This window comes from Streptomyces sp. NBC_01255, from assembly GCF_036226445.1.
Classification (GTDB): domain Bacteria; phylum Actinomycetota; class Actinomycetes; order Streptomycetales; family Streptomycetaceae; genus Streptomyces.
This window is the reverse complement of sequence record NZ_CP108474.1, coordinates 4520099-4543309: the sequence shown is the minus strand read 5'-3', so window position 1 is coordinate 4543309 and position 23211 is coordinate 4520099. Positions and strand designations below refer to the sequence as shown.

General features: G+C 72.7%; 24 protein-coding genes and 1 riboswitch. Of the genes, 13 read left to right on the top strand and 11 right to left on the bottom strand.

Annotated elements, in window-relative coordinates:
- Positions 1–90 precede the first annotated feature (90 nt).
- Positions 91–234 carry a hypothetical protein gene (locus tag OG357_RS20320; RefSeq protein ID WP_329622495.1) on the bottom strand — a complete coding sequence of 48 codons (144 nt, stop codon included), beginning with the start codon at positions 232–234 and terminating at the stop codon, positions 91–93.
- 267 nt (positions 235–501) lie between these two features.
- Between OG357_RS20320 and OG357_RS20315 the strand changes: the two genes are divergently transcribed.
- Complete coding sequence (locus OG357_RS20315) at positions 502–702, top strand: antitoxin (RefSeq protein ID WP_329622494.1); 201 nt, start codon at positions 502–504, stop codon at positions 700–702.
- A 103-nt stretch (positions 703–805) separates the two neighbouring features.
- Here the strand turns inward: OG357_RS20315 and OG357_RS20310 are convergent, their stop codons facing one another.
- Positions 806–1408, bottom strand: coding sequence for an MBL fold metallo-hydrolase (locus OG357_RS20310; protein WP_329622493.1), 603 nt, complete (start codon positions 1406–1408; stop codon positions 806–808).
- A gap of 153 nt (positions 1409–1561) precedes the next feature.
- On the opposite strand from OG357_RS20310, the gene OG357_RS20305 reads away from it, so the two are divergent.
- The gene (locus OG357_RS20305; protein ID WP_329625642.1) at positions 1562–2476 is read left to right on the top strand and encodes a helix-turn-helix domain-containing protein; all 915 of its coding nucleotides are present in this window, start codon (positions 1562–1564) and stop codon (positions 2474–2476) included.
- Positions 2477–2530: 54 nt separating this feature from the next.
- Here the strand turns inward: OG357_RS20305 and OG357_RS20300 are convergent, their stop codons facing one another.
- Entirely contained in the window at positions 2531–3058 is a 528-nt protein-coding gene (locus OG357_RS20300; protein WP_329622492.1) for a hypothetical protein, read from the bottom strand.
- Positions 3059–3212: 154 nt separating this feature from the next.
- Between OG357_RS20300 and OG357_RS20295 the strand changes: the two genes are divergently transcribed.
- The 3 genes from OG357_RS20295 to OG357_RS20285 all read left to right on the top strand — a co-directional run bounded on the left by OG357_RS20295 (position 3213) and on the right by OG357_RS20285 (position 5977).
- Positions 3213–3968 carry a TetR/AcrR family transcriptional regulator gene (locus OG357_RS20295; protein ID WP_329622491.1) on the top strand — a complete coding sequence of 252 codons (756 nt, stop codon included), beginning with the start codon at positions 3213–3215 and terminating at the stop codon, positions 3966–3968.
- A gap of 78 nt (positions 3969–4046) precedes the next feature.
- Positions 4047–5540: an APC family permease gene (locus tag OG357_RS20290; protein WP_329622490.1), complete on the top strand. Its 1494-nt coding sequence runs from the start codon at positions 4047–4049 to the stop codon at positions 5538–5540.
- Positions 5537–5977 (top strand): hypothetical protein, encoded by a 441-nt coding sequence (locus tag OG357_RS20285; RefSeq protein WP_329622489.1) that lies wholly within the window; start codon positions 5537–5539, stop codon positions 5975–5977. Before OG357_RS20290 ends, OG357_RS20285 begins: the two co-directional genes overlap by 4 nt.
- Positions 5978–6010: 33 nt before the next feature.
- Here the strand turns inward: OG357_RS20285 and OG357_RS20280 are convergent, their stop codons facing one another.
- Entirely contained in the window at positions 6011–7336 is a 1326-nt protein-coding gene (locus OG357_RS20280; protein WP_329622488.1) for a hypothetical protein, read from the bottom strand.
- Positions 7337–7434: 98 nt separating this feature from the next.
- On the opposite strand from OG357_RS20280, the gene OG357_RS20275 reads away from it, so the two are divergent.
- Positions 7435–8397, top strand: a complete 963-nt coding sequence (locus OG357_RS20275) for a D-2-hydroxyacid dehydrogenase family protein (protein WP_329622487.1) — start codon at positions 7435–7437, stop codon at positions 8395–8397.
- 58 nt (positions 8398–8455) lie between these two features.
- Here the strand turns inward: OG357_RS20275 and OG357_RS20270 are convergent, their stop codons facing one another.
- Positions 8456–9256 carry a CbtA family protein gene (locus tag OG357_RS20270; protein WP_329622486.1) on the bottom strand — a complete coding sequence of 267 codons (801 nt, stop codon included), beginning with the start codon at positions 9254–9256 and terminating at the stop codon, positions 8456–8458.
- Positions 9257–9279: 23 nt separating this feature from the next.
- Positions 9280–9507, bottom strand: a complete 228-nt coding sequence (locus OG357_RS20265; protein ID WP_329622485.1) for a CbtB domain-containing protein — start codon at positions 9505–9507, stop codon at positions 9280–9282.
- 356 nt (positions 9508–9863) lie between these two features.
- Between OG357_RS20265 and OG357_RS20260 the strand changes: the two genes are divergently transcribed.
- Entirely contained in the window at positions 9864–10382 is a 519-nt protein-coding gene (locus OG357_RS20260; protein WP_329625641.1) for a histidine phosphatase family protein, read from the top strand.
- Here OG357_RS20260 and OG357_RS20255 read toward each other — a convergent pair.
- Together OG357_RS20255 and OG357_RS20250 are read right to left on the bottom strand one after the other, a co-directional pair.
- Entirely contained in the window at positions 10375–10731 is a 357-nt protein-coding gene (locus tag OG357_RS20255; protein ID WP_329622484.1) for a GntR family transcriptional regulator, read from the bottom strand. The two genes, OG357_RS20260 and OG357_RS20255, sit on opposite strands and share 8 nt — an antisense overlap.
- Positions 10732–10733: 2 nt before the next feature.
- The gene (locus OG357_RS20250; RefSeq protein ID WP_329622483.1) at positions 10734–11696 is read right to left on the bottom strand and encodes a DUF1648 domain-containing protein; all 963 of its coding nucleotides are present in this window, start codon (positions 11694–11696) and stop codon (positions 10734–10736) included.
- A 130-nt stretch (positions 11697–11826) separates the two neighbouring features.
- Here OG357_RS20250 and OG357_RS20245 point away from each other — a divergent pair, with 130 nt between their 5' ends.
- Positions 11827–12804: a S8 family peptidase gene (locus OG357_RS20245; protein ID WP_329622482.1), complete on the top strand. Its 978-nt coding sequence runs from the start codon at positions 11827–11829 to the stop codon at positions 12802–12804.
- Positions 12805–12864: 60 nt separating this feature from the next.
- Positions 12865–13845, top strand: a complete 981-nt coding sequence (locus OG357_RS20240; RefSeq protein ID WP_329622481.1) for a nucleoside hydrolase — start codon at positions 12865–12867, stop codon at positions 13843–13845.
- On the opposite strand, the gene OG357_RS20235 is transcribed toward OG357_RS20240, so the two are convergent.
- A complete protein-coding gene (locus OG357_RS20235; RefSeq protein WP_329622480.1) occupies positions 13846–14283 on the bottom strand; it encodes a MarR family winged helix-turn-helix transcriptional regulator in 438 nt (145 codons plus the stop codon).
- A gap of 92 nt (positions 14284–14375) precedes the next feature.
- Between OG357_RS20235 and OG357_RS20230 the strand changes: the two genes are divergently transcribed.
- On the top strand, positions 14376–14723 hold the full coding sequence (locus OG357_RS20230) for a DoxX family protein (protein ID WP_329622479.1): 348 nt from the start codon (positions 14376–14378) through the stop codon (positions 14721–14723).
- A 39-nt stretch (positions 14724–14762) separates the two neighbouring features.
- Here OG357_RS20230 and OG357_RS20225 read toward each other — a convergent pair whose 3' ends face one another.
- A complete protein-coding gene (locus OG357_RS20225; RefSeq protein ID WP_329622478.1) occupies positions 14763–15614 on the bottom strand; it encodes an NAD(P)H-binding protein in 852 nt (283 codons plus the stop codon).
- Positions 15615–15825: 211 nt separating this feature from the next.
- A complete protein-coding gene (cobN, locus tag OG357_RS20220; protein ID WP_329622477.1) occupies positions 15826–19509 on the bottom strand; it encodes a cobaltochelatase subunit CobN in 3684 nt (1227 codons plus the stop codon).
- A gap of 41 nt (positions 19510–19550) precedes the next feature.
- A riboswitch (cobalamin riboswitch) is annotated at positions 19551–19685 on the bottom strand.
- A 77-nt stretch (positions 19686–19762) separates the two neighbouring features.
- On the opposite strand from cobN, the gene OG357_RS20215 reads away from it, so the two are divergent.
- From OG357_RS20215 to OG357_RS20205, 3 genes are read left to right on the top strand one after another with little or no spacing between them, the layout of a single operon-like run.
- Entirely contained in the window at positions 19763–21058 is a 1296-nt protein-coding gene (locus tag OG357_RS20215) for a cobalamin biosynthesis protein CobG (RefSeq protein ID WP_329625640.1), read from the top strand.
- Positions 21055–21708, top strand: coding sequence for a precorrin-8X methylmutase (locus tag OG357_RS20210; RefSeq protein WP_329622476.1), 654 nt, complete (start codon positions 21055–21057; stop codon positions 21706–21708). Before OG357_RS20215 ends, OG357_RS20210 begins: the two co-directional genes overlap by 4 nt.
- Positions 21705–23204 (top strand): precorrin-2 C(20)-methyltransferase, encoded by a 1500-nt coding sequence (locus tag OG357_RS20205; protein ID WP_329622475.1) that lies wholly within the window; start codon positions 21705–21707, stop codon positions 23202–23204. Before OG357_RS20210 ends, OG357_RS20205 begins: the two co-directional genes overlap by 4 nt.
- The last annotated feature ends 7 nt before the right edge of the window (positions 23205–23211 follow it).

The window sequence follows — 23211 nt, the reverse complement described above, 5'->3', positions numbered from 1 at the left end:
GCTCCGTGCCCGGTTGGTGTCCCCGGAGGGCCGGCCCTGGTCGGGGGACCAGCCGGGCGGTCTGGAGTACTGGGAGCGGCTGCACGACATCTACCAGCGCGAGACCGTCGACGAACGCGACCGTTTCTTCCTCGCCATGCTGAAGCAGCTCGGCATCGAGAAGGGGAAGCCGTTCGCGCCCGACGAGCGGCTGGTCCGCATCCTGACCCGGGCGAGCACGGTCGGCGAGCTCATGGCGAAGGCGAACTCCTTCGCCAAGCGCTTCCCCGGCTCCCGCTACTGGTCCGACCGGCAGTGGGACCTCGTCCAGATGATGGACCGCTCGGACCAGCGGGCGCCGGGGACCACGACCAGCTCCTGGAGCCGTACTTCGACCGGTCCTGGAAGCTCGGCGACATCACTCCTGTCTGAGGCCTCCGCCGGCCGCCGGCTCCTCCGGATGCGGATGTTCCGCATGGCCGCGATGCTGGGGGCGTCGGCTTTTCGTGAGGAGGACAAGCAATGTCCATGCTCGACAAGCTCAAGGGCATGCTCAAGGGCCATGAGGACACCGCACGCCAGGGTGTCGAGAAGGCGGGCGACACCGTCGACGCCAAGACCGGCAACAAGTACCAGAGCCAGGTCGATACGGCCCAGCAGAAGATCAACGAACAGCTGGGTACGCAGCAGCAGCCGCCGCAGCCACCGGCCAGGGAGCAGTAGTCCTCCCAGGAGCAGGCCCTCCCAGGAGCAGCCCTCCGCCCGAACGACCGACGAGGCCCCGGGGGTAGTCCCCCCGGGGCCTCGGTCGTTCCGATCAGATGTGTCAGCGCGGCGCCGTGTCGTCCGCCGGGAAGGCCGGGCCGTGGCCGGGGACGATCACGTCCGCGGCGGCGAGCACCCGGAGCCGGGAGTCGCGCAGGATCGTGTGGTCCGGGGCGACCGGGTCGTCCACCGGGCCGTTCGGCCGCCACCAGAGGTCGCCCACGAAGGCGACGACCTCGGTGTCGGTGCCGGCGAGGAGCGTGATGTCCTCGCGGCTGTGGCCGGGGGTGCGGATCAGCCGGAGCGACGGGGTGAGTTCGTAGCCCTCGGCGTCCCGGTCGGTCCACTGGTCGTTCTCGTAGATCGCCTTGTGGTCGTGGACGCGCGCCTGGCCGAAGAGGCCGACGTTCATGGTGTTGTCCGGGTGGTGGTGGCTGAGCACGACGTCGGTGATGTCGTCGGGGCCGAGGCCCAGTTCGGCGAGCGGGCCGAGGATCCGGTCGCGGCCGGCCACCATGCCGGGGTCGACGATCACGTGCCGGTCGCCGTCGTGCACGTAGGAGACGGTGGCGGCGACCCCGGGGCCCGTGGAGAGGGTGTAGCCGGTGGTCAGGACCGTGTAGCGGGCGGTGCGGCCGCGCAGTGCGTCGTCGTTGGTGTTCATGGGCTCAAGTCTTCGCGTTCGGCGGGACCTTCACGAGTGGCCGTGCTGCCATCGATCGCGTGAATCGTGCCAGGCGGCCGGGGCGGGCCGTGCCACACTCCAGGGGTGCCGCCCTTCGTGACCGTCGCCGCCTACGCTCCGCCCGGCGTCGGCATGCTCGGCGCCGGGATCGTCTCCGAGGTGTTCGACTTCCGCGGACAGGGCCTGCCGCGCTTCGACTTCGCCCTGTGCACCGACCGGCCCGGCCGGGTCCGCACCGATGTCGGACTGCCGCTCTTCGTCGAGCACGGCCTGGACCGGCTCGCCTCGGCCGACCTCGTCATCGCCCTGCCCTGGGCCGACTTCCGTACGCCCCCGGCCCCCGCCGTACTCGACGCACTGACCGCCGCCCACGGGCGCGGCGCGCTCGTCGCGGCCCACTGCGTCGGCGCCTTCGCGCTCGCCGCCGCCGGGCTCCTCGACGGGCGGCGGGCCACCACCCACTGGCGGTTCGCCGGCCTCCTGGCCGAACGCCACCCGGCCGTCACCGTCGACCCCGACGCCCTGTACGTGGACGAGGGCAGCGTCGCCACGGGCGCGGGCGCCGCCGCCGGCTTCGACCTGTGCCTGCACCTCCTGCGGCGCGAGTACGGGGCCACCACGGCCAACGCCATCGCCCGGGACCTGGTGCTCCCCTCCCACCGGGACGGCGGCCAGGCCCAGTACCTGACCACCCCCGTCCCCGAGGACAGTCAGGACGAGCGGCTCTCCGGCGTCCTCGCCTGGGCCCGCGAGCATCTCCACGAACCGCTCCCCGTCGCCGAGCTGGCCCGCCGGGCCCTGATGAGCCGCCGCTCCTTCGCCCGCCGTTTCGCCGCCTCCACGGGCACCACCCCGCACGCCTGGCTGCTCGGGCTGCGCCTCAGCCGCGCCGAGGAACTCCTGGAGACCACGGACCTGCCGGTCGAGGAGATCGCCCACGCGGTCGGCTTCGGCAGCGCGGCCGTGCTCCGCGCCCAGTTCGTCCGCCGCCGGGGCGTCCCGCCCCGCTCGTACCGCCGTTCCTTCACCCGTACGCCCACCGTCTGAGGTCGGACGGACGGTCGCTCGGTCGGTCGCTCGGTCGGTCGGTCGGTCGGTCGGTCAGACGAGGGCCGCGGCCGTCAGGGCCAGGGCCGAGCCGGCGAAGACCACGGTGTGGCGGACGTTCTGGAGGACGCGGGTCCAGGCGGGGAAGGCGCCCTCGGCGGCCGTGAGGAAGGCGGGGACGTCGACCCGCAGGAGCTCCGGGTCGCCCTTGCGTCGGAAGGCGGCGCGGACGGACTTCACGGCGCCGAGCTGGCTCTGCAGGATCGCGATGTTGGCCAGGAACGCTATCGAGGAGAAGACCCAGGTCAGGGTGGTCCCCCAGGGGCTGCCGGTCAGGTTGAGCACGGCGGCGGCCAGCGAGCCGGCGGCGAAGGCGCCGGGCGCCCACCACTCGTGGCCGCTCGCGTCGAAGCGGAGCCGGTTCTCCTCCAGGACCTCCGGGCGGACGTCCTGGCGGCGCAGCTCGGCGACGGCGGCGGCCTTGGCGACGGCGCCGAAGCGGTGGCGGAGGACCGGGATGCTGACGAAGGCGGCGGCGACGAGGATCTGGGCGGCGGCGGCGAGGACGGTGAGGGTGTTCACGGCGGGCTCCTTGGCTTGCGGTCCGGGGGTTCACTACTGGACTTGCACTTTGTTCAAGTGGCGATGTCGAGAACTGTAGAGCCGCACTTGAACTAAGTGCAAGTGGCCTCTTGAACTTTGTGCAATCCGGCCCCCGGTGACCTATCGTGAAGCCATGCCTCGCCCCACGCTCACCCGCGAACAGATCGTCAGGACCGCCGTCGAGCTCCTCGACGCGGACGGCCTCGAAGGCCTCAACATGCGCAGCCTCGGCCAGCGCCTGAACTCGGCCGCCACCGCCGTCTACTGGCACGTCAAGAACAAGGACAACCTCGTCACGCTCGCCGGCGACCAGGTCTGGGACGAGATCCGGCTGCCCGACCTCGACGCCGTCGACTGGCGTACGGCCGCCGTCACCATGGCCGAGGACCTGTACGCGATGTTCACCCGCCACCCCTGGCTCGTGCAGGCCTTCGCGACCCACCTCTTCCACGGCGAGGGCAAGGCCCGCCACGACGACCACACCCTCGCCGTCTACGAGGCCGCGGGCTTCGCCGGACCCGCCGCCGACCGGGCCGCCGCCGCCGTCTTCACGTACGTCCTCGGCAACGCCTCCGCCGCCGCCGCCACGACCTCGCTGACCCGCCGCATCGAGCGCGAGGGCGGCGACGCCGAGGAGGCGTTCGCCGCCACCATGAAGGAAGCCGTCGAGATCGCCGGCCGGTTCCCGCGGCTGCGGAGCCGTATCGAGGCCATGGAGGCGGCAGAGACCGACGGGACTGCCGGGACCGACGGGACCGCCGGCACTGCCGGGACCTCCGGTTACGCCGACGCTCCCGACGACACCTTCGCGTACGGCCTCCACGCCCTCCTCGACGGCCTCGAAGCACGGCTGAAGGCCGACACGCCGAAGAACGCGGACACCCCCTAGCCCGTACGGGCTCCCCCAGTTGCCGCACCCCACCCGCCGATCGAGCCTGGGGTGATCGTGTGACCTATGGGAGGGCCCATGAGCAGCCTCGACACCCCGGCCGAAGTGCCCCGACCACGGGCGGCCGCGGCCCGAGCCGCCGCGCCGACCACCATGACCTGGGTGACGCTCGCCCTGATGACGACCGCGTCGGTGGCGAGCCTGCGGGCCGCACCCACCATGGCCGTCTACGGACTGGCGTGCGTCTTCCTCTACCTCGTCCCGGCCATCGTGTTCCTGCTGCCGACGGCGCTGGTCTCCGCGGAGCTCGCCTCCGGCTGGAACGGCGGCGTCTACCGCTGGGTCTCCGAGGGGCTGTCCAAGCCGCTCGGATTCCTCGCGGTCTGGTGCCAGTTCGCGATGACGATCTTCTACTACCCGAGTCTGCTGGCCTTCGTGGCCTCCACCATCGCGTACGTGATCGATCCGTCCCTGGCCTCCAACGGCGTCTACACCGCGATCGTCATCATGGTCCTGTACTGGACCGGCGTCTGGGTCTCCTCACGCGGCACGAAGGCCCTCGCGGGACTGTCCAGTTGGGGCCTGGTCATCGGGACGCTCGTGCCGGGCACGATCCTCGTCGTCCTCGGCATGGTCTTCCTCGGCCAGGGCAATCCGTCGGCCGCCCCCATGAACGCCGACCACCTGCTGCCTCAGTGGACGGGCCTCGCCAGCCTCGTCCTGATCGTCAACAACTTCCTCTCGTACTCCGGCATGGAGATGAACGCCGTCCACGTCTCCTCGCTGAAGAACCCGGGGAAGGAGTACCCGAAGTCGATGTTCCTGGCCGTGTGCCTGGTGCTGCTGATCTTCATCCTGCCCGCCCTCGCGATCAGCTGGGTCGTCCCCGCGGACCAACTCAGCCTCACCGCGGGCGTGATGCAGGCCTTCGACGCCTTCTTCTCGTACTTCGACATCGGCTGGATGACGCCGATCGCCGCCGTCATGCTGATCTCCGCGTCCCTGGCCGGCATGCTGACCTGGCTCGCCGGCCCGTCCAAGGGCCTCCTGGAGATCTCCCGCAGCGAGGGCTACCTGCCGCCGTTCCTGCAGAAGCTCAACAAGTTCGGCGTCCAGCAGAACATCCTGGTCAGCCAGGGCGTCGTGACCTCGGTCATCGCCCTGATGTACGCGCTCATCCCCAACGTGTCGAGCGTCTACTGGATTTTCTCCACCATCACCACGCAGGTCTATCTCATCGTCTACCTGCTGATGTTCGCCGCCGCGATGCGGCTGCGGAAGACCCACCCCGACCATCCGCGCGGCTACCGGGCACCCGCCCTGGGGCTGATCTGCACGGTCGGCCTGCTCGCCTCGCTCGCGGCCCTCGCCATCGGCTTCGTACCGCCGTCCCAGTTCGGCGGCGGCAGCGTCTGGGCGTACGCCCTCTTCATCGGCAGCGGCCTGGTCGTCCTCGGGTTCCTCGTCCCCTGGGCCTTCCTGAAGTTCCGCAAGCCGAGCTGGCGCACCGCCGAGGCCGCGGCCGGCCCGGAGGGCACATCGAGCACGTCGACCGAGGGAGACCGGTCATGAGCCCCACCCGTTACGCCTCCGAGCACAAGTGGATCTACTGGGGCGCGATCGTGATCCTCGTCGGCCTCGCCGTCACCGGCCTCATCCGGTACTCGGCCGTCGTGACGAACAACGAGTCCCTCTCCAAGGCCAACCAGCTCCAGGACGAGCTGCTGGAGGCCGGCTACTCCGCGCCCCCCGACACCGACACCATCGAGGCGCTGCTCGGCACGGACGGCGGTCCGGTCTGCGAGGCGCCGGGCGACGCCCTGCAGACCGCGCTCTGGAAGATCGGCCAGTCGAACGGCACCACCGGCCCGGGCCAGCGGCCCGTCATCTCCGACACGAAGGCCGTCGAGGCCGAGCGGATCGTGCTGAAGGTCTACTGCCCCGACCAGCTCGACGAGTTCGACGAGGCCCTGGACGACCTGAAGACGGACGACACCGTACGGCGCTGAGCCGCCCCCCCCCTCCCCCCCCAAGAAGGAGCCTCACGCCACCGGCTGGGGCTCCTTCTCCTGTGAGTCCCCGTCGTGCGAGTCCCCGTCCCGCGACTCCTCCGCCAGGAACGCCAGCACCGCCAGCGCGAAGAGCAGACCGAGCGCGAGACCGAGCACGACCCAGCCCGTGGGGTGGGGCCAGAAGACGCAGGCCGCGGCCGCCGCCCCGACGAGGATCCAGGTGATCCAGGTGCGGTACCGGCGGACGAAGGGCCCCACCGGGCCCGTCCGCAGGCCCGCGTGGTCGGCGGTGGCGCGGGTCGCGGAGATGCCCGAGTCCCACAGGCCCCGGGCGAGGGTCGCCGGGCGGCTCGGTCCCGAGATCCAGGCGGCGATCGCGACCAGCACGCCCAGGGTCACGAACACCCGTACCGACGTGCGGAGATAGCGGACCAGGGTGTCGTAGACGGCTCCGGCGGCGGCCGGGGAGACCCCCGACGGCAGGGCGTTGAGATAGACCGTACGGAAGACGGTGAGGGCGATACCGAGGACCAGGGCCGCCACCGCGATGCCCAGGGCACCCGCCACCAGGGCGCGGCGCCTGCGCGCGGCGAGCAGGATCCCGCCTGCCACCAGCAGCACCGAGATCACCGGCAGCCACACGCCCATCGCCTGGAGCAGGGAGAAGCCCGTCTTCACCTTGCCGATGTCGTCGGCCTGGAGCACCGTGAAGTCGGTGTGGATCTCGGGGATCTTGCCCGCGACCGTCAGGCCCGAGTCGACGAGCCGCTCCTTCACCCGGTCGATCACGGGCGCCAGGTCGATCGTGACCTTGTCCGTGTCGATCTTCACCGCGCCTTCGTCGCTGCCGGTCAGGGCCCGGTCGAGGGAGGTGTGGATCGCCCGGTTGGCGTCGGTCCAGATCGTCGCGAAGGCCGAGGAGGCCACCACGTCCTGGGTCCGGTCGTGGACGAAGCTGGCGACCGCGCTCTCCAGGGAGTCCCCCAGTTTGCCCAGGGCCTTCTCCAGGAGCGGCCGCTGCTCCGGCGCCACTCCCTCCAGGAGCGCGTTCAGGTCGATGTGTTCCATGACGACGTTGGTCACCCGGGTCGCGACGGCGGCCTGGACGGCCGGGTCGGAGGCGAGCGGCTCGACCGTCTGCACGTACCGGTCGGTGTCGCCGACGATGTCCGACGTCCAGGAGGCGACCAGGCCCAGGGGTGTCAGGACGCAGCCGATGACGATGAGCAGGGCTGCGCAGAACGAGCGGAGGCGGTGGCGGGGCGGCCGGGCCGCCGTACTCGCCTCCAGGGCCGCGATCCGGGCCCGGAGAGCCGCGAGATCGTCCCCGTCGGAACCCACGTCCTTGGCGTCCACGGCACCCACTCCTCACAGCGAAAGCGCATAGAGAGACAAGTCAGGGCAATTCTCCGTGGGGCGAGCGGCCTTGTCGCGCGGAGGGCGATCATGCGGTCATGAAGCTGCTGCGCTGCGCCGTACTCGACGACTACCAGGGTGTCGCCCTCTCCTCCGCCGACTGGAGCCCGCTCGCCGGCCGGGTCGACGTCCGGGTGCTGCGCGAGCACCTCACCGACCGCGACGCGCTCGTCGCCGCCGTCGAGGACTGCGAGATCCTCGTCGTCATGCGGGAGCGGACCCCGGTCGACGTCGCGCTCCTCGCCCGGCTCCCCCGGCTCCGGCTGCTCGTCACCTCCGGGCTGCGGAACGCCTCGGTCGACGTCGCCGCCGCCCGCGCCCGGGGAATCACCGTCTGCGGCACCGCCAGCAGCTCCGAGCCGCCCACCGAGCTGACCTGGGCCCTGCTCCTCGGCCTCGCCCGGCACGTACGGACCGAGGCGCAGGCGCTGCGCGAGGGCGGGCCCTGGCAGTCCACGGTCGGCGCCGACCTGGCCGGCCGGACGCTCGGCCTCGTCGGCCTCGGCAAGATCGGCGGCCGGGTCGCCCGGATCGGCCTCGCCTTCGGCATGGACGTCCTCGCCTGGAGCCCGAACCTGACGGAGGAGCGGGCCGCCGAGCACGGCGTACGGCTCGCGAAGGACAAGCGGGAGCTGCTCGGGAGCAGCGACTTCGTCTCCCTGCACCTGGTGCTGTCCGACCGCACGCGGGGCCTGATCGGGGAGCCGGAGCTGCGGGCGATGCGCCCGTCCGCGTACCTCGTCAACACCTCACGGGCGGGGCTCGTCGACGGCGGGGCGCTGCTGCGGGCGCTCCGCGAGGGGTGGATCGCGGGGGCCGGAATCGACGTGTTCGACACGGAGCCGCTGCCGGCCGGCGACCCCCTGCGGACCCTGCCGAACGTGCTTGCCCTCCCCCACCTGGGATACGTGACGGAGGGCAACTACGCCCGCTACTTCGGGCAGGCGGTCGAGGACATCGAGGCGTTCCTGGCGGGCGCCCCGCTGCGCGAGCTGCCCTGAATTGCTTTGGGCTGCTCTGGGCTGCCCTGAACTGCTCCGGGCTGCCCTGAGAGGCGGCTCAGGCCGTGACCGTCTCCCTGACCGCGGCGGCGTCGCGGGGTGCGGCCGGGGCGAGCAGCCGCTGGGCCAGGGACCCGAAGGCGACCGCGAAGACCGCCCACAGGACCGCCTGGATCCCGAGGGTGGCGAGCCGGAACTCCCACAGCACGGCCGCAGGGAAGCCGGCCTGCACCGCGTCGTCGTTGCCCGGCAGGAACGCGCAGGCGACGGCGACGGCGGCGACGAAACCGGCGCCGGCGACGAGGGTCGCGTTCCAGTTGCCGAGGCGCGGGGCGAGCCGGCGGCCGGCGACGACCGCGGCGACGCCGAGCAGCACGCTCAGCAGGATCATCAGGAAGAAGAGCGTGGTGCGCTGCCCGATGGTGTCCGGGTTGCCGACGGCCGGCGGGGTCGCCGGGTACTTCAGGAACGGGACGAGGTAGACGGTCGTGAAGGCGGCGGCCGCGACGAGCGCGGCGGTCGCCTTCGGCGTGAACCGGCCGACGCGCCCGAGGACGAAGGCGAACGCGAGGGAGGCGATGCCGCCGAGCGCGACGCCGTAGACGAGGACGCCGGTGGCCAGGCCGACCGTGGACTGGACGTCCCGGCTGACGAGCTCCTCCTCTTCCTCGGCGGCGGCGGCCGCGCCGTGGCCCGCGTGCTCGGCCTTGGCGGCGGCCTCCTCGACGGCGATCGAGGCGTCGACGGACGGCTCACCGACGACGTACGCGACGGCGAAGGCGAACAGTCCGGCGATCAGTCCCGCGAGCATGCCGCGGACCAGCAGTTTCCTCACGGTGGAGGAAGACGTGTCGTACATGTGCGTGAGCTCCTCTACCGCGGTCAGTGGCAGGGGAAGCCGAGGAGATGACGGCCGTCGTGGACCCACTCGTGGACATCACTGCCCGCGAAGACGGAGGTGGCGCCCTGCTCGGCGCCGACGAAGTAGAGCGCGACCAGCGCCAGGAGGCCGACGAACAGCGCCCAGGGCAACACGGTGCGGACCGGCAGGGAAACCGGCAGCACGACAGGGGTGGTGGGGGTGACGGACGGGGCGACGGCCTCGGCCATGGCGGTACCTCCTCGGGAACTCGCGTCCCATTACGGTGGTGCGCGACGACGGTCGTCGGGTCTGACTCGCCGGGTCCCGGGGATGCCGGGTCGGCTCACAGTGGCGCGACCGTGCCGGTTTTGCACCGGACTTCCGTGTCGCCGTCGTCGGTTGTGGAATTGTCGCCGTGACCGTACCGCGCGGGCCGCACCGCGCCAAGGGCGTACGGGAGGCCGACCGAGCACTGAGGGATGTATCACCCGTGAACGCGCCCCCGAGCCAGCCCCCGAGCGAGCCCCCGAGCCAGCCTCCGAGCGAGCCCGTGAGAAAGCCCCCGCCGGAGCGGACCGTACGGCTCGTCCTCGTCGCCCCCGCGATGAACGCGGCCCTGCGCGAGGCCCGCTTCGACGACGGCTCCCCGGTGGAGGAACCGGTGAGCGTCGCGCCGGTGCGCCTGGGCAGGTCCGCCCGGATGCTCACCTCGCCGTCCCCGCGCTGCCGGGGCACGGCCGAGCTCCTCGGTCTGACGGGGGCCGTCCCGGAACCGGCCCTCGCGGGGTGCGCGATGGGCCGGTGGCGGGGCCGCCGCCTGGACGAACTCGCCGCCGAGGAAGCGGAATCGGTGGCGGCCTGGCTCTCCGACCCGGACGCGACCCCGCACGGCGGCGAGTCCCTGAGCTCCCTGTGGGCCCGGGTCGGCGCCTGGATGGACGCCCTGGAGCCGGGCACCCTCTGGGCCGTCGCCGAACCGGACGTGATCCGGGCGGCCGCCGCACACGCCCTCGGCGCGCCGGAGGCCGCCTTCTGGCGCCTGGACGTGCGCCCCCGGTCGTCCGTCGAACTCACCGGCCGCTCCGGCCGCTGGAACGTCGCGATCGGCTCCGTACTCAGCTGAGACTGGTACGGGCGAGCTCCAGGAACTCCGCTTCCGTCAGGCCCAGTCCGCGGGCCTCCGCCGCCGCCTCGCGGAGGCGGGAGACCAGGCGGGCGCGGTCGGGGGCGGCGGCGCCGGGGACGATGACGGCGCCGCGGCCCCGGCGGAGTTCGATGAGGCCCTCCTCGCGGAGCCGCTGGTAGCCGCGGAGGACGGTGTGGACGTTGACCCCCAGGGAGTCGGCGAGCTCCCGGGCGGCCGGGAGGCGTTCGCCGGGCTCGGCGGAGCCGTCGGCGAGCGCCCCGCGGACGCAGGCGGCGATCTGGTCGCCGAGGGGGACGGAGGAGGCCGGGTCGACGCGGAAGAGCACGGTCAGACCTTCCCATGCCGTTCGGCCAGCGTGTTCAGGAGGGCGGCGGCGGTCCCCGCGTCGGACACGGTCACCGCGAACTCGCGCCCGCTCTCCCCCCGTCTCCGTACGACGAGGGCCTCGCCGGAGCGCATCACCACGCCCGTCCGGTGGGCGCGGACGCGGTAGCCCCAGCCGCCGAAGTCGGCGACGGCGTCGATGTCGCGGACACTCGCGACCTCGATCGCGTCGAGCGGGACCCGGACGCGGGGGCGGGGGACGAGGGCGGAGCGGACGGTGAGGCCGTGCCGGTCGACGGTGACCCTGACCCGGGCGAGGGCGAGCCCCGGTACGCCGATGACGAGGCCGAGGAGGCCGAACAGGGCGACGGGCCAGGTGGCGACGAGCAGGGTGAGGGGTGCGGCGGCGAGGGCGAGCACCGCGAGGGCGGTGAGCGCCCGGGAGCCGGTGTCCTTGGACCAGCCGGCGGCCTCGCCGGGGGCGAGCGGGAGCCGGGGGCCGTCGGCAGGCCCTGACACGGACCTCTCGGGCTCGGCGAGCCCTTCGGGGACGAGCGAGGTGAGCGCCCACCCGGCGGCACCGGCCACGGCCGCGACCGCCAGGGCAACCGCAAGGTCCGTACCCGGGGAGAAGACCACCGCCTCGACGTCGTCGACGCGGTTGGCGCGGAGGAGCTGCGTGAACAGTCCGCCGGTGAAGCCAGCGGTGGCCCAGGCCGCCCACAGGTAGCGGCGCCGGACGAAGGCGGTCCAGGCGGCGGCGAGGCCGAGGAGCAGGCCCGTACTGATGAGGACGTAGGCGGTCGGGCCGGTCCACCTGTCGGCCTCTCCCCCGGCGGAGAAGTGGGTGGCGAGTTCGGCGGGCAGCTCGTCGCGCCAGCGGGCGAAGAGCAGCAGGTGGACGGCGAGGGCGAGGGCGTAGGGGAGCGCGGCGAGCGCGCGGAGACGAGGTGTGGCACGGTTCATGAAAACCTCCCTTGTTCGTACTCTACTAGAACAATGCGGATTACGGTCGAAGGATCTTCGAGATGCGAGCGCTCCGGACGGGTTGTTGACTAGGCCAAACGGCCAAACGCTGACAATTGGGGAGAACTTCATGCGCCGCCGGCCCGCCACCGCCACCCTCGCCGCTCTCACCGCCCTCGCCGCGCTCACCGCCGCGTTCGCCACCGGCTGTGGCAGCGACGACACGCCCGACCCGCTGCGGAACCAGCAGTGGGGGCTGGACGCGCTGAAGATGCCGGACGCCTGGTCCACGTCGAGGGGCGACGACACGGTCATCGCCGTCGTCGACACCGGCGTCGACCTCGACCACCCGGACCTCAAGGGGCGGCTCGTCGACGGCTACGACTTCGTCGACGACGACGCGGAGCCCAAGGACCTCAACGGCCACGGCACCCATGTCTCCGGAATCGCCGCCGCCCACACCGACGACGGCATCGGGGTCTCGGGCGGCGCGCCCGGCGCCAAGATCATGCCGGTGCGGGTGCTCGGCGTCGACGGCAGCGGTACCGACGCCAACATCACCAAGGGCATCGTCTGGGCGGCCGACCACGGCGCCGACGTCATCAACCTCTCCCTGGGCGAGTCCGGCCTGGCGGGCCGCCTCCTCAAGGGCGGCGTCCTCAACCGGGCCATCACCCACGCGAACGGCAAGGGCGCGGTCGTCGTCGCCGCCGCGGGCAACGACTCCACCGCGCTCCAGCCGTACAAGCTCGACACTCCGGTCCTCGTCGTCAACGCCGCCGACCGGACGGGACTCCCCGCCTCCTTCACCAACTTCGGCGCGCAGAACGCCGTGACGGCCCCCGGCGTCGACATCCTCTCCACGCTCCCGACGTACACGACGAAGGAGACCCTGAAGAACCTCTCGGGGTACGGGAAGCTCTCCGGTACGTCGATGGCCTCGCCGTACGTCTCCGCCGTGGCCGCGCTCCTGCACCAGCAGGGCCTGGCCCCGGAGGCGATCATGCAGACGATCCGCGACACGGCGGCCAACCCGCAGAAGCTCGCCAAACTGGGCCTCGGGAACGTCGACGCGGCGGCGGCGGTGAAGGCGGCCAAGAGCGACTAGGGCCTGGACGCGGGGGCCGGGGTTCGTGACGGCGGCCCGTCCCTGTGGGACGGTGGAGACATGCCCGTACCCGTGATCCTCGACTGCGATCCCGGTCACGACGACGCCTTCAACATCCTGCTGGCCGCCGCCCACCCCTCCGTCGACCTGCTCGCGATCACCACCGTCGCGGGCAACCAGTCGCTGGAGAAGACCACCCTCAACGCGCGCCGGGTGTGCGAGGCCGCCGCGATCCGGGACGTGCCGATCGCGGCGGGCGCGGCGGGCCCGCTGCACGCCCGGCCGCAGGGCGGGCCGCTCGTCGCCGAGAACATCCACGGCGGCTCGGGGCTCGACGGCCCGAACTGGGAACCCACCTTCGGCCATGGCGAACCGACCGTGCCGCAGGACCCGCGCGACGCGCTGACGCTCCTCCGGGACACCCTCACCGCCCACCCGGCGCCCGTCACGCTCGTCCCGACGGGCCCGCTGACGAACATCGCGACGCTGCTCCTCGCGTACCCGCGGCTGACGGCCCGCATCGAGCGGATCGTCCTCATGGGCGGCTCGGTGGAACGCGGAAATAGCACGCCCGCCGCCGAGTTCAACATCCTGTGCGACCCGGAGGCGGCGGACATCGTGTTCGGCTGCGGAGTACCGGTGACGATGTTCGGCCTCAACGCCACCCACCAAGTCCGGGCCACCCCCGAGGTCGTCGCACGGCTCGCGGCGCTCGGCACCCCGCTGAGCCGGCTCTGCGTCGAACTGCTCACCTACTTCACGCAGACCTACCGCGAGGTCTACGGCTTCGACACACCCCCGCTGCACGACCCGCTGACCGTGGCCCACCTCATCGACCCGTCACTGGTCAGCCTGGTCCGGGCGGCGGTACGGGTGGAGCTGGCGGGCACGTGGACGCGCGGCGCGACGGTCGTCGACCTGGACGGGGTGACGGGCCTGCCGCCCAACGCGGACGTAGGCATGGAAGTCGACGCGGCCGGCTTCTGGGACCTGATCGTCGAGGCGGTACGCGTCCTGGGCAGCGCCCGGCCCACTCCCTAGCTAGCCGCAGTCATGGTCGGCCGGGTCGACGACGACCCGGTCCAACAACCCCCGCAACACAGCCTGTTCGGCCTCGGTCAGATCCCCGAACAGCTCGCGCTCCGCCGCGCTCACGGCCGAGTCGACCCGTTCGAGCGCTTCCGCGCCCGCCGCCGTGATCTCGACGATATGACGGCGCCGGTCGGCCGGATCACGCCGCCGCTCGGCAAGCCCTTCGGCCTCCAACTCATTCAAAATCGCGACGAGTTGACTGGGATCGATCTCCATCACGGTGGCCAGCTCCCGCTGACTCATGGCCCCCGGGGCGAGCTGCATCAACGTCATCGCGTTCCGCGGATGCAATCCCACGACGCCCAGAGCGGCACGGAGACGCGCACCGGTGAGCTCCCCCCGGAAGGAGAGGAGGAAGCCGAGGCGATCGGTCGGGAGAGCTGCCATGCCGTCCACGGTAACAGCGACCCTATTGTGGAGCGAGAGAAATCGTTGCTACGGTTCAACGATTAAGTCCCTCACATCATCGGAGCACTCCCATGTTCATCGGCTACGCCGTGGTCGCCGCGCTGCTCGCCTTCGCGCTCTCCGCCTCCGCCTTCCTGACCTTCACCCGCAACCCGCAGATCACCGGCAACATGACCAAGCTGGGCGTCCCGGATTCCTGGCTGCCCTGGCTGGCGACGGCGAAGGCGGCGGGCGCGATCGGCCTCCTCGCGGGCCTCGCGGTGGCCCCGCTGGGCGTGGCGGCGGCGATCGGCGTGACGCTCTACTTCGCGGGCGCGATCGTCACCCACGTACGCGCGAAGGACTACGAGATGGCCCCGGCGGTGGTCCTCACCCTGATCGCAGCGGCAGCCCTGACCCTGCGCATAGCCTCCGCCTGACCCCTCGGCCCGCCGCCTTCGCGCGCGCCCGGCGCCCTCTCAGCGGAAGTCCGCCGCGTGGTCCACCGCCCACTCCCGGAAGGACCGGGCCGGGGTGCCCGTGATGCGCTCCACTTCGTCGTTGACCGGCTCCGGACGGTCGAGCATCTTCGCCTGGGCCGGCAGGATGGCCTCCACCAGCTCCGCCGGGTAGCCCGCGGCCTTCATCTGCTCGACGGCCTCGTCCAGCGTGACCTCCTCGAACCGCACCGGTCGCCCGATCGCCTCGCCGATCAGCGCCACCTGCCGTTCCTGGGTGACCAGTTCGGGTCCGGTGATCAGGGGGCGGGCGCCGAGCAGGGTGTCGGTCGTCAGCGCCTGGACGGCGACCGCGGCCATGTCCGCCTCGTGGATCAGCGGGCGGGCCAGCTGTGCCAGCGGCGCCCGTACCGCGCCGGTGGTGCGGACCTCCTCCGCCCAGCCCAGCGTGTTGCTCGCGAACCCGGTGGGCCGCAGCGCCGTCCACTCCAGGCCCGATGCCTCGATCAGCCGCTCCAGCTCCGCGTGGAACATGGTGATCGCCTCGCCGGGCTCCTCGTTCTCGCTCCCGACCCCGGCGGACGACAGGTACACCACCCGCCGAGCATGCTTCCCGATCGCGTCGATCACGTCCGACGCACCCTCGGCACTCAGGAACGGCCACACCAGGAAGACCGTATCGACGCCCTCCAGAGCCGGGCCCAACGACGCGGGATCACCGAGATCGCCACGTACCGCCTGCACACCCTCCGGGAAGTCCGCCTCCCCACGCACCAGCGCCCGCACGGGCACGCCCGCCGCGTGCAGTTGGCCCACCACCGCACCGCCGACCCTTCCCGTCGCGCCGGTCACCAGGATCCTGGGCTGTGTCATCGGAATCTCCTCGTCTCGCGGTTCGATGACACGACTCTCGTACATCAACAAAGGTTGAGGTCAAGCACCGACCGGAGTGCCCGTCAGGCGCTGTGGGCCGGGTCCTTGGCGGGCCGCGATGCACGGAGGTCACGGCATGCCGAAGGCCCCGTCCACCGACCCCCGTGCGGTGAGCGAGGCCTTCGGAGACCTTGCGGGTGAGAAGGGAGGGTTACTCCTCCTCGTCGGTGCCCCCGGCGCCTTCCAGGTCGCCTTCCGTTTCCAGGAAGACCTGGCGCAGGGCGGCCAGGGTCTCCGGGTCCGGCTTCTCCCACATGCCGCGGGACTCGGCTTCGAGGAGGCGTTCCGCGATGCCGTGCAGGGCCCAGGGGTTGGCTTCCTTCAGGAAGGCCTGGTTGTCCGCGTCGAGGACGTATTCCTGGGTGAGTTTGTCGTACATCCAGTCGGCGACCACGCCCGTCGTGGCGTCGTAGCCGAAGAGGTAGTCGACCGTCGCCGCCAGCTCGAACGCGCCCTTGTAGCCGTGGCGGCGCATCGCTTCGATCCAGCGCGGGTTGACCACGCGGGCGCGGAAGACCCGGGAGGTCTCCTCGACGAGGGTGCGGGTGCGGACGGTCTCGGGACGGGTGGAGTCGCCGATGTACGCCTCGGGGGCCGTGCCCTTGAGCGCGCGGACGGTCGCCACCATGCCGCCGTGGTACTGGAAGTAGTCGTCCGAGTCGGCGATGTCGTGCTCGCGGGTGTCCGTGTTCTTGGCGGCCACCGCGATGCGCTTGTACGCCGTCTCCATCTCGGCGCGCGCCGGGCGGCCTTCGAGGCCTCGGCCGTAGGCGTAGCCGCCCCACACCGTGTAGACCTCCGCGAGGTCGGCGTCCGTGCGCCAGTCGCGGCTGTCGATCAGCTGGAGGATGCCCGCGCCGTACGTCCCCGGCCGGGAGCCGAAGATACGGGTCGTCGCGCGCCGCTCGTCGCCGTGCTCGGCCAGGTCGGCCTGCGCGTGCGCCCGGACGTAGTTGTCCGTGGCCGGTTCGTCGAGGGCCGCGACCAGGCGTACCGCGTCGTCCAGGAGGCCGATGACGTGCGGGAACGCGTCTCGGAAGAAGCCCGAGATGCGGAGGGTGACGTCGACACGCGGGCGGTTCAGTTCGGCGAGGGGGATGGCCTCCAGGCCGTTCACCCGGCGCGAGGCGTCGTCCCAGAGCGGGCGGACGCCGAGCAGGGCGAGCGCCTCGGCCACGTCGTCGCCTGCGGTCCGCATCGCGCTCGTACCCCAGAGGGAGAGACCGACGGAGGTCGGCCACTCGCCGTTGTCCGTGCGGTAGCGCTCCAGGAGCGAGTCGGCCAAGGCCTGGCCCGTCTCCCACGCCAGGCGGGAGGGGACGGCCTTCGGGTCCACCGAGTAGAAGTTGCGGCCCGTCGGCAGGACGTTGACCAGGCCGCGGAGCGGGGAGCCCGACGGGCCCGCCGGGACGAAGCCGCCGTTCAGGGCGTGGACCGCGTGGGTCAGCTCGTCCGTCGTGCCGGCGAGGCGGGGTACCACCTGCTCGCAGGCGAAGCGGAGGACCGTCTTCACGGACTCCAGCTGGATCCCGTACGCCGTGCCGCCCATCGGCGGGGCGCCCAGGCCCAGTACGGCGGCGTCCGTGATCGCGTCCACGGACCAGCCGGCGGCCTCCATGGCCTCGACCACCCGGCGGGCGCGCTCCTCGATGTCGTCGGTCCTGGCCCGGTCCATGGCCGACTCGTCCAGGCCGAGCGCCTCGCGCAGGCCCGGCAGCGCCTGCGTACCGCCCCAGATCTGGCGGGCGCGGAGGATCGAGAGGACCAGGTTGACGCGGGCCTCGCCCTCCGGCGCGCCGCCCAGGACGTGCAGGCCGTCGCGGATCTGGGCGTCCTTGACCTCGCACAGCCAGCCGTCGACGTGCAGCAGGAAGTCGTCGAAGCCGTCGTCCTCCGGGCGGTCCTGGAGCCCCAGGTCGTGGTCGAGCTTGGCCGCCTGGATCAGCGTCCAGATCTGGGCGCGGATCGCGGGCAGCTTCGACGGGTCCATCGAGGAGATCTGCGCGTACTCGTCGAGCAGCTGCTCCAGGCGCGCGATGTCGCCGTACGACTCGGCGCGCGCCATCGGCGGCACCAGGTGGTCGACGAGGGTCGCGTGCACGCGCCGCTTGGCCTGCGTGCCCTCGCCCGGGTCGTTGACGAGGAAGGGGTAGATCAGCGGGATGTCGCCCAGTGCCGCGTCGGGGCCGCAGGCGGCGGACAGGCCGGCGTTCTTGCCGGGCAGCCACTCCAGGTTGCCGTGCTTGCCCAGGTGGACCATGGCGTCGGCGCCGAAGCCGCCGTCCTCGGCGCGGGCGGCGATCCAGCGGTAGGCGGCCAGGTAGTGGTGCGACGGCGGGAGATCGGGGTCGTGGTAGATCGCGATCGGGTTCTCGCCGAAGCCGCGCGGCGGCTGGATGAGGATCAGCAGGTTCCCGCGGCGCAGGGCGGCGAGCACGATGTCGCCCTCCGGGTTGCGGGAGCGGTCGAGGAACATCTCGCCGGGCGCCGGGCCCCAGTGCTCCTCGACGTGCGTGCGGAGCTCCTCGGGCAGGGTCGCGTACCAGCGCTTGTAGTCGGCGGCCGGGATGCGGACGGGGTTGCGCGCGAGCTGCTCCTCCGTCAGCCAGTCCTGGTCGTGGCCGCCGGCCTCGATGAGGGCGTAGATCAGCTCGTCGCCGTCGCCGGAGATCAGGCCGGGGAGGTCTTCGGCCGGGCCGAAGTCGTAGCCCTCGGCGATCAGGCGGCGGAGGAGCGAGACGGCGGAGGCGGGGGTGTCGAGGCCTACCGCGTTGCCGATGCGGGAGTGCTTCGTCGGGTACGCGGAGAGGACGAGCGCCAGCTTCTTCTCGGCGTTCGGGATGTGGCGGAGCCGCGCGTGGCGGACGGCGATCCCGGCGACGCGGGCGGCGCGCTCGGCGTCCGCGACGTACGCCGGAAGCCCGTCCGCGTCGATCTCCTTGAAGGAGAACGGGACGGTGATGAGCCGGCCGTCGAACTCGGGCACGGCGACCTGGCTGGCCGCGTCCAGCGGCGACAGGCCCTCGTCGTTCTCCTCCCAGTTCTCGCGCGAACCGGTCAGGCACAACGCCTGGAGGATCGGTACGTCGAGCCCGGCCAGCGCGCCCGCGTCCCAGGCCTCCTCGTCACCGCCGGCCTGCGCCTCGGCGGGCTTGGTGCCGCCCGCCGCGAGGACGGTGGTGACGATCGCGTCGGCGGTACGGAGCCGGTCGAGCAGCTCCGCCTCGGGGGCGCGCAGGGACGCCACGTACAGCGGGAGCGCCTGCGCGCCGGTGTCCTCGATCGCCGCGCAGAGGGTTTCCACGAAGGCGGTGTTCCCGCTCATGTGGTGGGCGCGGTAGTAGAGCACCGCGATCGTCGGGCCGGTCGTCGTCCGGGCGGTGCGCTCCAGCGGGCCCCAGGTGGGGGCCGGCGCCGGGGCCTCGAAGCCGTGGCCGGTGAGGAGGACGGTGTCGGAGAGGAAGCGGGCCAGCTGCTCCAGGTTCCCGGGGCCGCCGTGCGCGAGGTAGGCGTGCGCCTCGGTGGCGACGCCGACGGGGACGGTCGAGGTCTCCATCAGCTGGGCGTCGGGGGCCTGTTCGCCGCTGAGCACGACGACCGGCTTCCCGGTGGCGCGGATCGCGTCGATCCCCTCCTCCCAGGAGCGGATGCCGCCCAGGAGGCGGACGACGACGAGATCGACGCCGTCGAGGAGCGTGGGCAGTTCGGCGAGGGACAGCCGGGAGGGGTTGGCGAACCGGTACTCGACCGGGCCGCCGGCTCCCTCGGCCGAGGCGGCGTTCGCCGCGCGGGCACTGAGCAGGTCGGTGTCGGAGTGCGACAGCAGCAGAAGCATGGCGTGCGCAGGCCCTTCCTCGGGGTTGTCCGCGCCCCGGGTGGTCGTGTGGACGGCGGGAGTTCCTGACTCACCCGTGCCATCGCTGGTACGGGCTCACAGTGGCGGGACCGCGCCGGATTCTCACCGGGCTTCCTCCCCGGGGTCCTGGGACCCCATGCCGATCTGCATCCTAGATCGTGAGGTCGGCGGGGCGGGGCGGGCCGTGGAGTCGGCCGGATCACACTCGGTGGTGGCCCGGTTCCCCGTGGGTATGCTCGCCGCCATGCCGCCCACCCCACCCTCGACGCCCGAACGGGACGAAGCTCGCAAACGGGACCGTGGCGACGCCTGCCCCGGGGCGCTGCGCCTGCACGCCGCCGACGACGGCCGGCTGGCCCGACTGCGGCTGCCCGCAGGATGCTTGACGGCACGTCAGGTCGAGGCGCTGGCGGACGCGGCGGAGATCCTCGGCGACGGACGGGTCAGCATCACCTCCCGGGGGAACGCGGAGCTGCGCGGCCTCGCGGACGACTGCGGGGCGGAGCTCGCCGCACTGCTCGCGGAAGCGGGCCTGCTGCCCTCCCCCACCCACGAACGCGTCCGCAACATCGTGGCCTCCCCGGCCGCCGGCCTCGACGGACTCGGCGGCCCCGAGGTCCAGTTGTGGGCCCGTGAGCTGGACACCCTGCTGTGCGCCGAGCCCTGGGCGGCGGCGCTGTCCGGCCGTTTCCTCTTCGTCCTCGACGACGGGCGCGGTGACGTGGCGGGCCTCGGCGGCGATGTGACCTTGGTCGCAGTGGAGCCGGGTGCCGCGCTGTTGTACGTGGGCGGGCTGGCCTTCCGGGTCGGCGGGGCCGACGCTCCCCGGGCCGCCCTCGCCGCCGCCGGGGCCTTCCTGGACGCCGCCCGCGAGGCCGGGAACGGGGCCTGGCGGGTGCGGGAGCTGCCGGATGGGTGCGCCCCCGACGTGGCGGGCGCGCTCGCCCGCGCGGGGATCGCGGCGGAGCCCGTACCCCTACCTGTACGAGAAGTCCCCGATGGCGCGCCCCTCGCCCCCGGGCCCCTCGGCGCCACCGCCCTGTACGTCCTGGCGCCCCTCGGCCGCCTCACCGCCGCCCAGCTGCGCGCGCTGCTGCCCGCCGAGGAGGTGCGGCTGACGCCGTGGCGCGGTGCGGTCGTCGTGGGAGCGGCGGCGGCAGCGGCGGCGGCGGCGGGCCATCAGGACCGCGACCGGCTCGCCGCCCTCGCCGCCTCCGGGCTGATCACCCGGCCCGACTCCCCCTGGGCGGGCGTCAGCGCCTGCACCGGGCGCCCCGGGTGCGCCAAGTCCCTCGCGGACGTCCGCGAGGACGCGGCCCCGGGGGCCGCCCTCTGCCTCCCTCTCCCTGTTCATTACTCCGGGTGCGAGCGCCGCTGCGGGCATCCGCACGGCACCTGGGTCGACGTCGTCGCCACCGCCGACGGCGCCTACCTGGTGGACGGCGTCCCCACCCCCCGTACCGCCCTGCCCGAAGCAGTGACCACGGCCCGCACCACCACCGGCACGACCGCCACGACGACGAGATGAGCGAGAGCACCAGGATGTTCGACTACGAGAAGGACGGGGCGGAGATCTACCGCCGGTCCTTTGCCACGATCCGCGCCGAGGCGGAGCTCGCGGGCCTGCCCGCCGACGTCGCCCAGGTGGCGGTCCGGATGATCCACGCCTGCGGCATGACCGACCTCGTCCAGGACATCGCGTACTCCCCTCAGGTCGCCGCGAACGCCCGCGAGGCCCTGCGCGCCGGCGCCCCGATCCTCTGCGACGCGCAGATGGTCGCCAGCGGCGTCACCCGCAAGCGGCTGCCCGCCGACAACGAGGTGATCTGCACGCTCTCCGACCCGGCCGTGCCGGGCCTCGCCGCCGACCTCGGCACCACCCGCTCCGCCGCCGCGCTCGAACTGTGGCGGGACCGCCTCGAAGGCTCCGTCGTCGCCATCGGCAACGCCCCCACCGCCCTCTTCCACCTCCTGGAGATGATCGCGAAGGGCGCCGGCAGGCCCGCCGCCGTCCTCGGCATCCCGGTCGGCTTCATCGGCGCCGCCGAGTCCAAGGACGCGCTCGCCGCGAACACCCTGGACCTCGACTACCTCGTCGTACGGGGCCGGCGCGGCGGCAGCGCGATGACCGCCGCCGCGATCAACGCCCTCGCCCACGAAGCGGAGATCCAGGCATGAGCACCGCGCACACGAAAGGCAAGCTGTACGGGGTCGGGCTCGGGCCCGGCGACCCGAACCTGATGACCGTCGCCGCGGTGAAGGCCATCGCCGCCGCCGACGTCGTCGCGTACCACTCGGCCCGCCACGGCCGCTCGATAGCGCGCTCCATCGCCGCCGAGCACATCCGCGAGGACCATGTCGAGGAGCGGCTCATGTACCCGCTCACCGTCGAGACCACGGACCACCCCGGCGGCTACCGGGGCGCCCTGAACGACTTCTACGAGGAGGCCGCGGCCCGCCTCGCCGCCCACCTCGACGCCGGCCGCACGGTCGCCGTCCTCGCCGAGGGCGACCCGCTCTTCTACGGCTCGTACCAGCACATGCACAAGCGGCTCGCGGACCGCTACGACACGACCGTCATCCCCGGCGTCACCTCGGTGAGCGCCGCCGCCGCCCGGCTCGGCGAGCCGCTGTGCGAGGCGGAGGAGGTCCTCACGATCATCCCCGGCACCCTGCCGGAGGACGAGCTGACGGCCCGCCTCGCGGGCACCGACTCGGCGGTCGTGATGAAGCTCGGCCGCACCTTCCCCACCGTGAAGCGCGCCCTGGAGCGGGCGGGCCGGCTCGACGACGCGCGGTACGTGGAGCGGGCGTTCATGGCGGGCGAGCGGACCGGCGACCTCGCCGACATCGACCCGGACTCCGTCCCGTACTTCTCCGTCGCGGTCCTCCCCTCCCGTATCGACCAGGAGCTTCCGGTACGGGAGCGGGGCGAGGTCGTCGTCGTCGGCACCGGCCCGGCCGGCGCGCCCTGGCTGACGCCCGAGTCGCGCGGCGCGCTCGTCAACGCCGACGTCCTCGTCGGCTACACCACCTACCTGGACCGGGTGCCGGAGCTGCGCCCCGGGCAGATCCGGCACGGCTCCGACAACAAGGTCGAGTCGGAGCGGGCCGAGTTCGCGCTCGACCTGGCCAAGCGCGGGCGGAAGGTCGCAGTCGTCTCCGGCGGCGACCCGGGCGTCTTCGCCATGGCCACCGCCGTCCTGGAGGTCGCCTGCGAACCGGCGTACGCGGACGTCCCCGTACGGGTCCTGCCGGGCGTGACCGCCGCCAACGCGGCCGCCGCGGCGGCGGGCGCCCCGCTCGGCCACGACTACGCCACGATCTCGCTCTCCGACCGGCTCAAGCCGTGGGACGTCATCGAGGCCCGGCTGCGCGCCGCCGCCGGCGCCGACCTGGTCATCGCCCTCTACAACCCGGGGTCGAAGTCCCGTACGCACCAGGTGGCCGCCGCCCGCGACCTCCTGCTCGAACTCCGCTCGCCCGAGACCCCGGTGGTCGTCGCCCGTGACGTCGGCGGCCCCGAGCAGTCGGTCCGGGTGGTGACCCTGAAGACCCTGGAGCCGTCCGAGGTCGACATGCGCACCCTGCTCCTCGTCGGCTCCTCGCAGACGCGGGCGGTCGAGCGGGCCGACGGCCGGACGATCGCCTGGACGCCGCGCCGCTACGGCTGACGGCCCC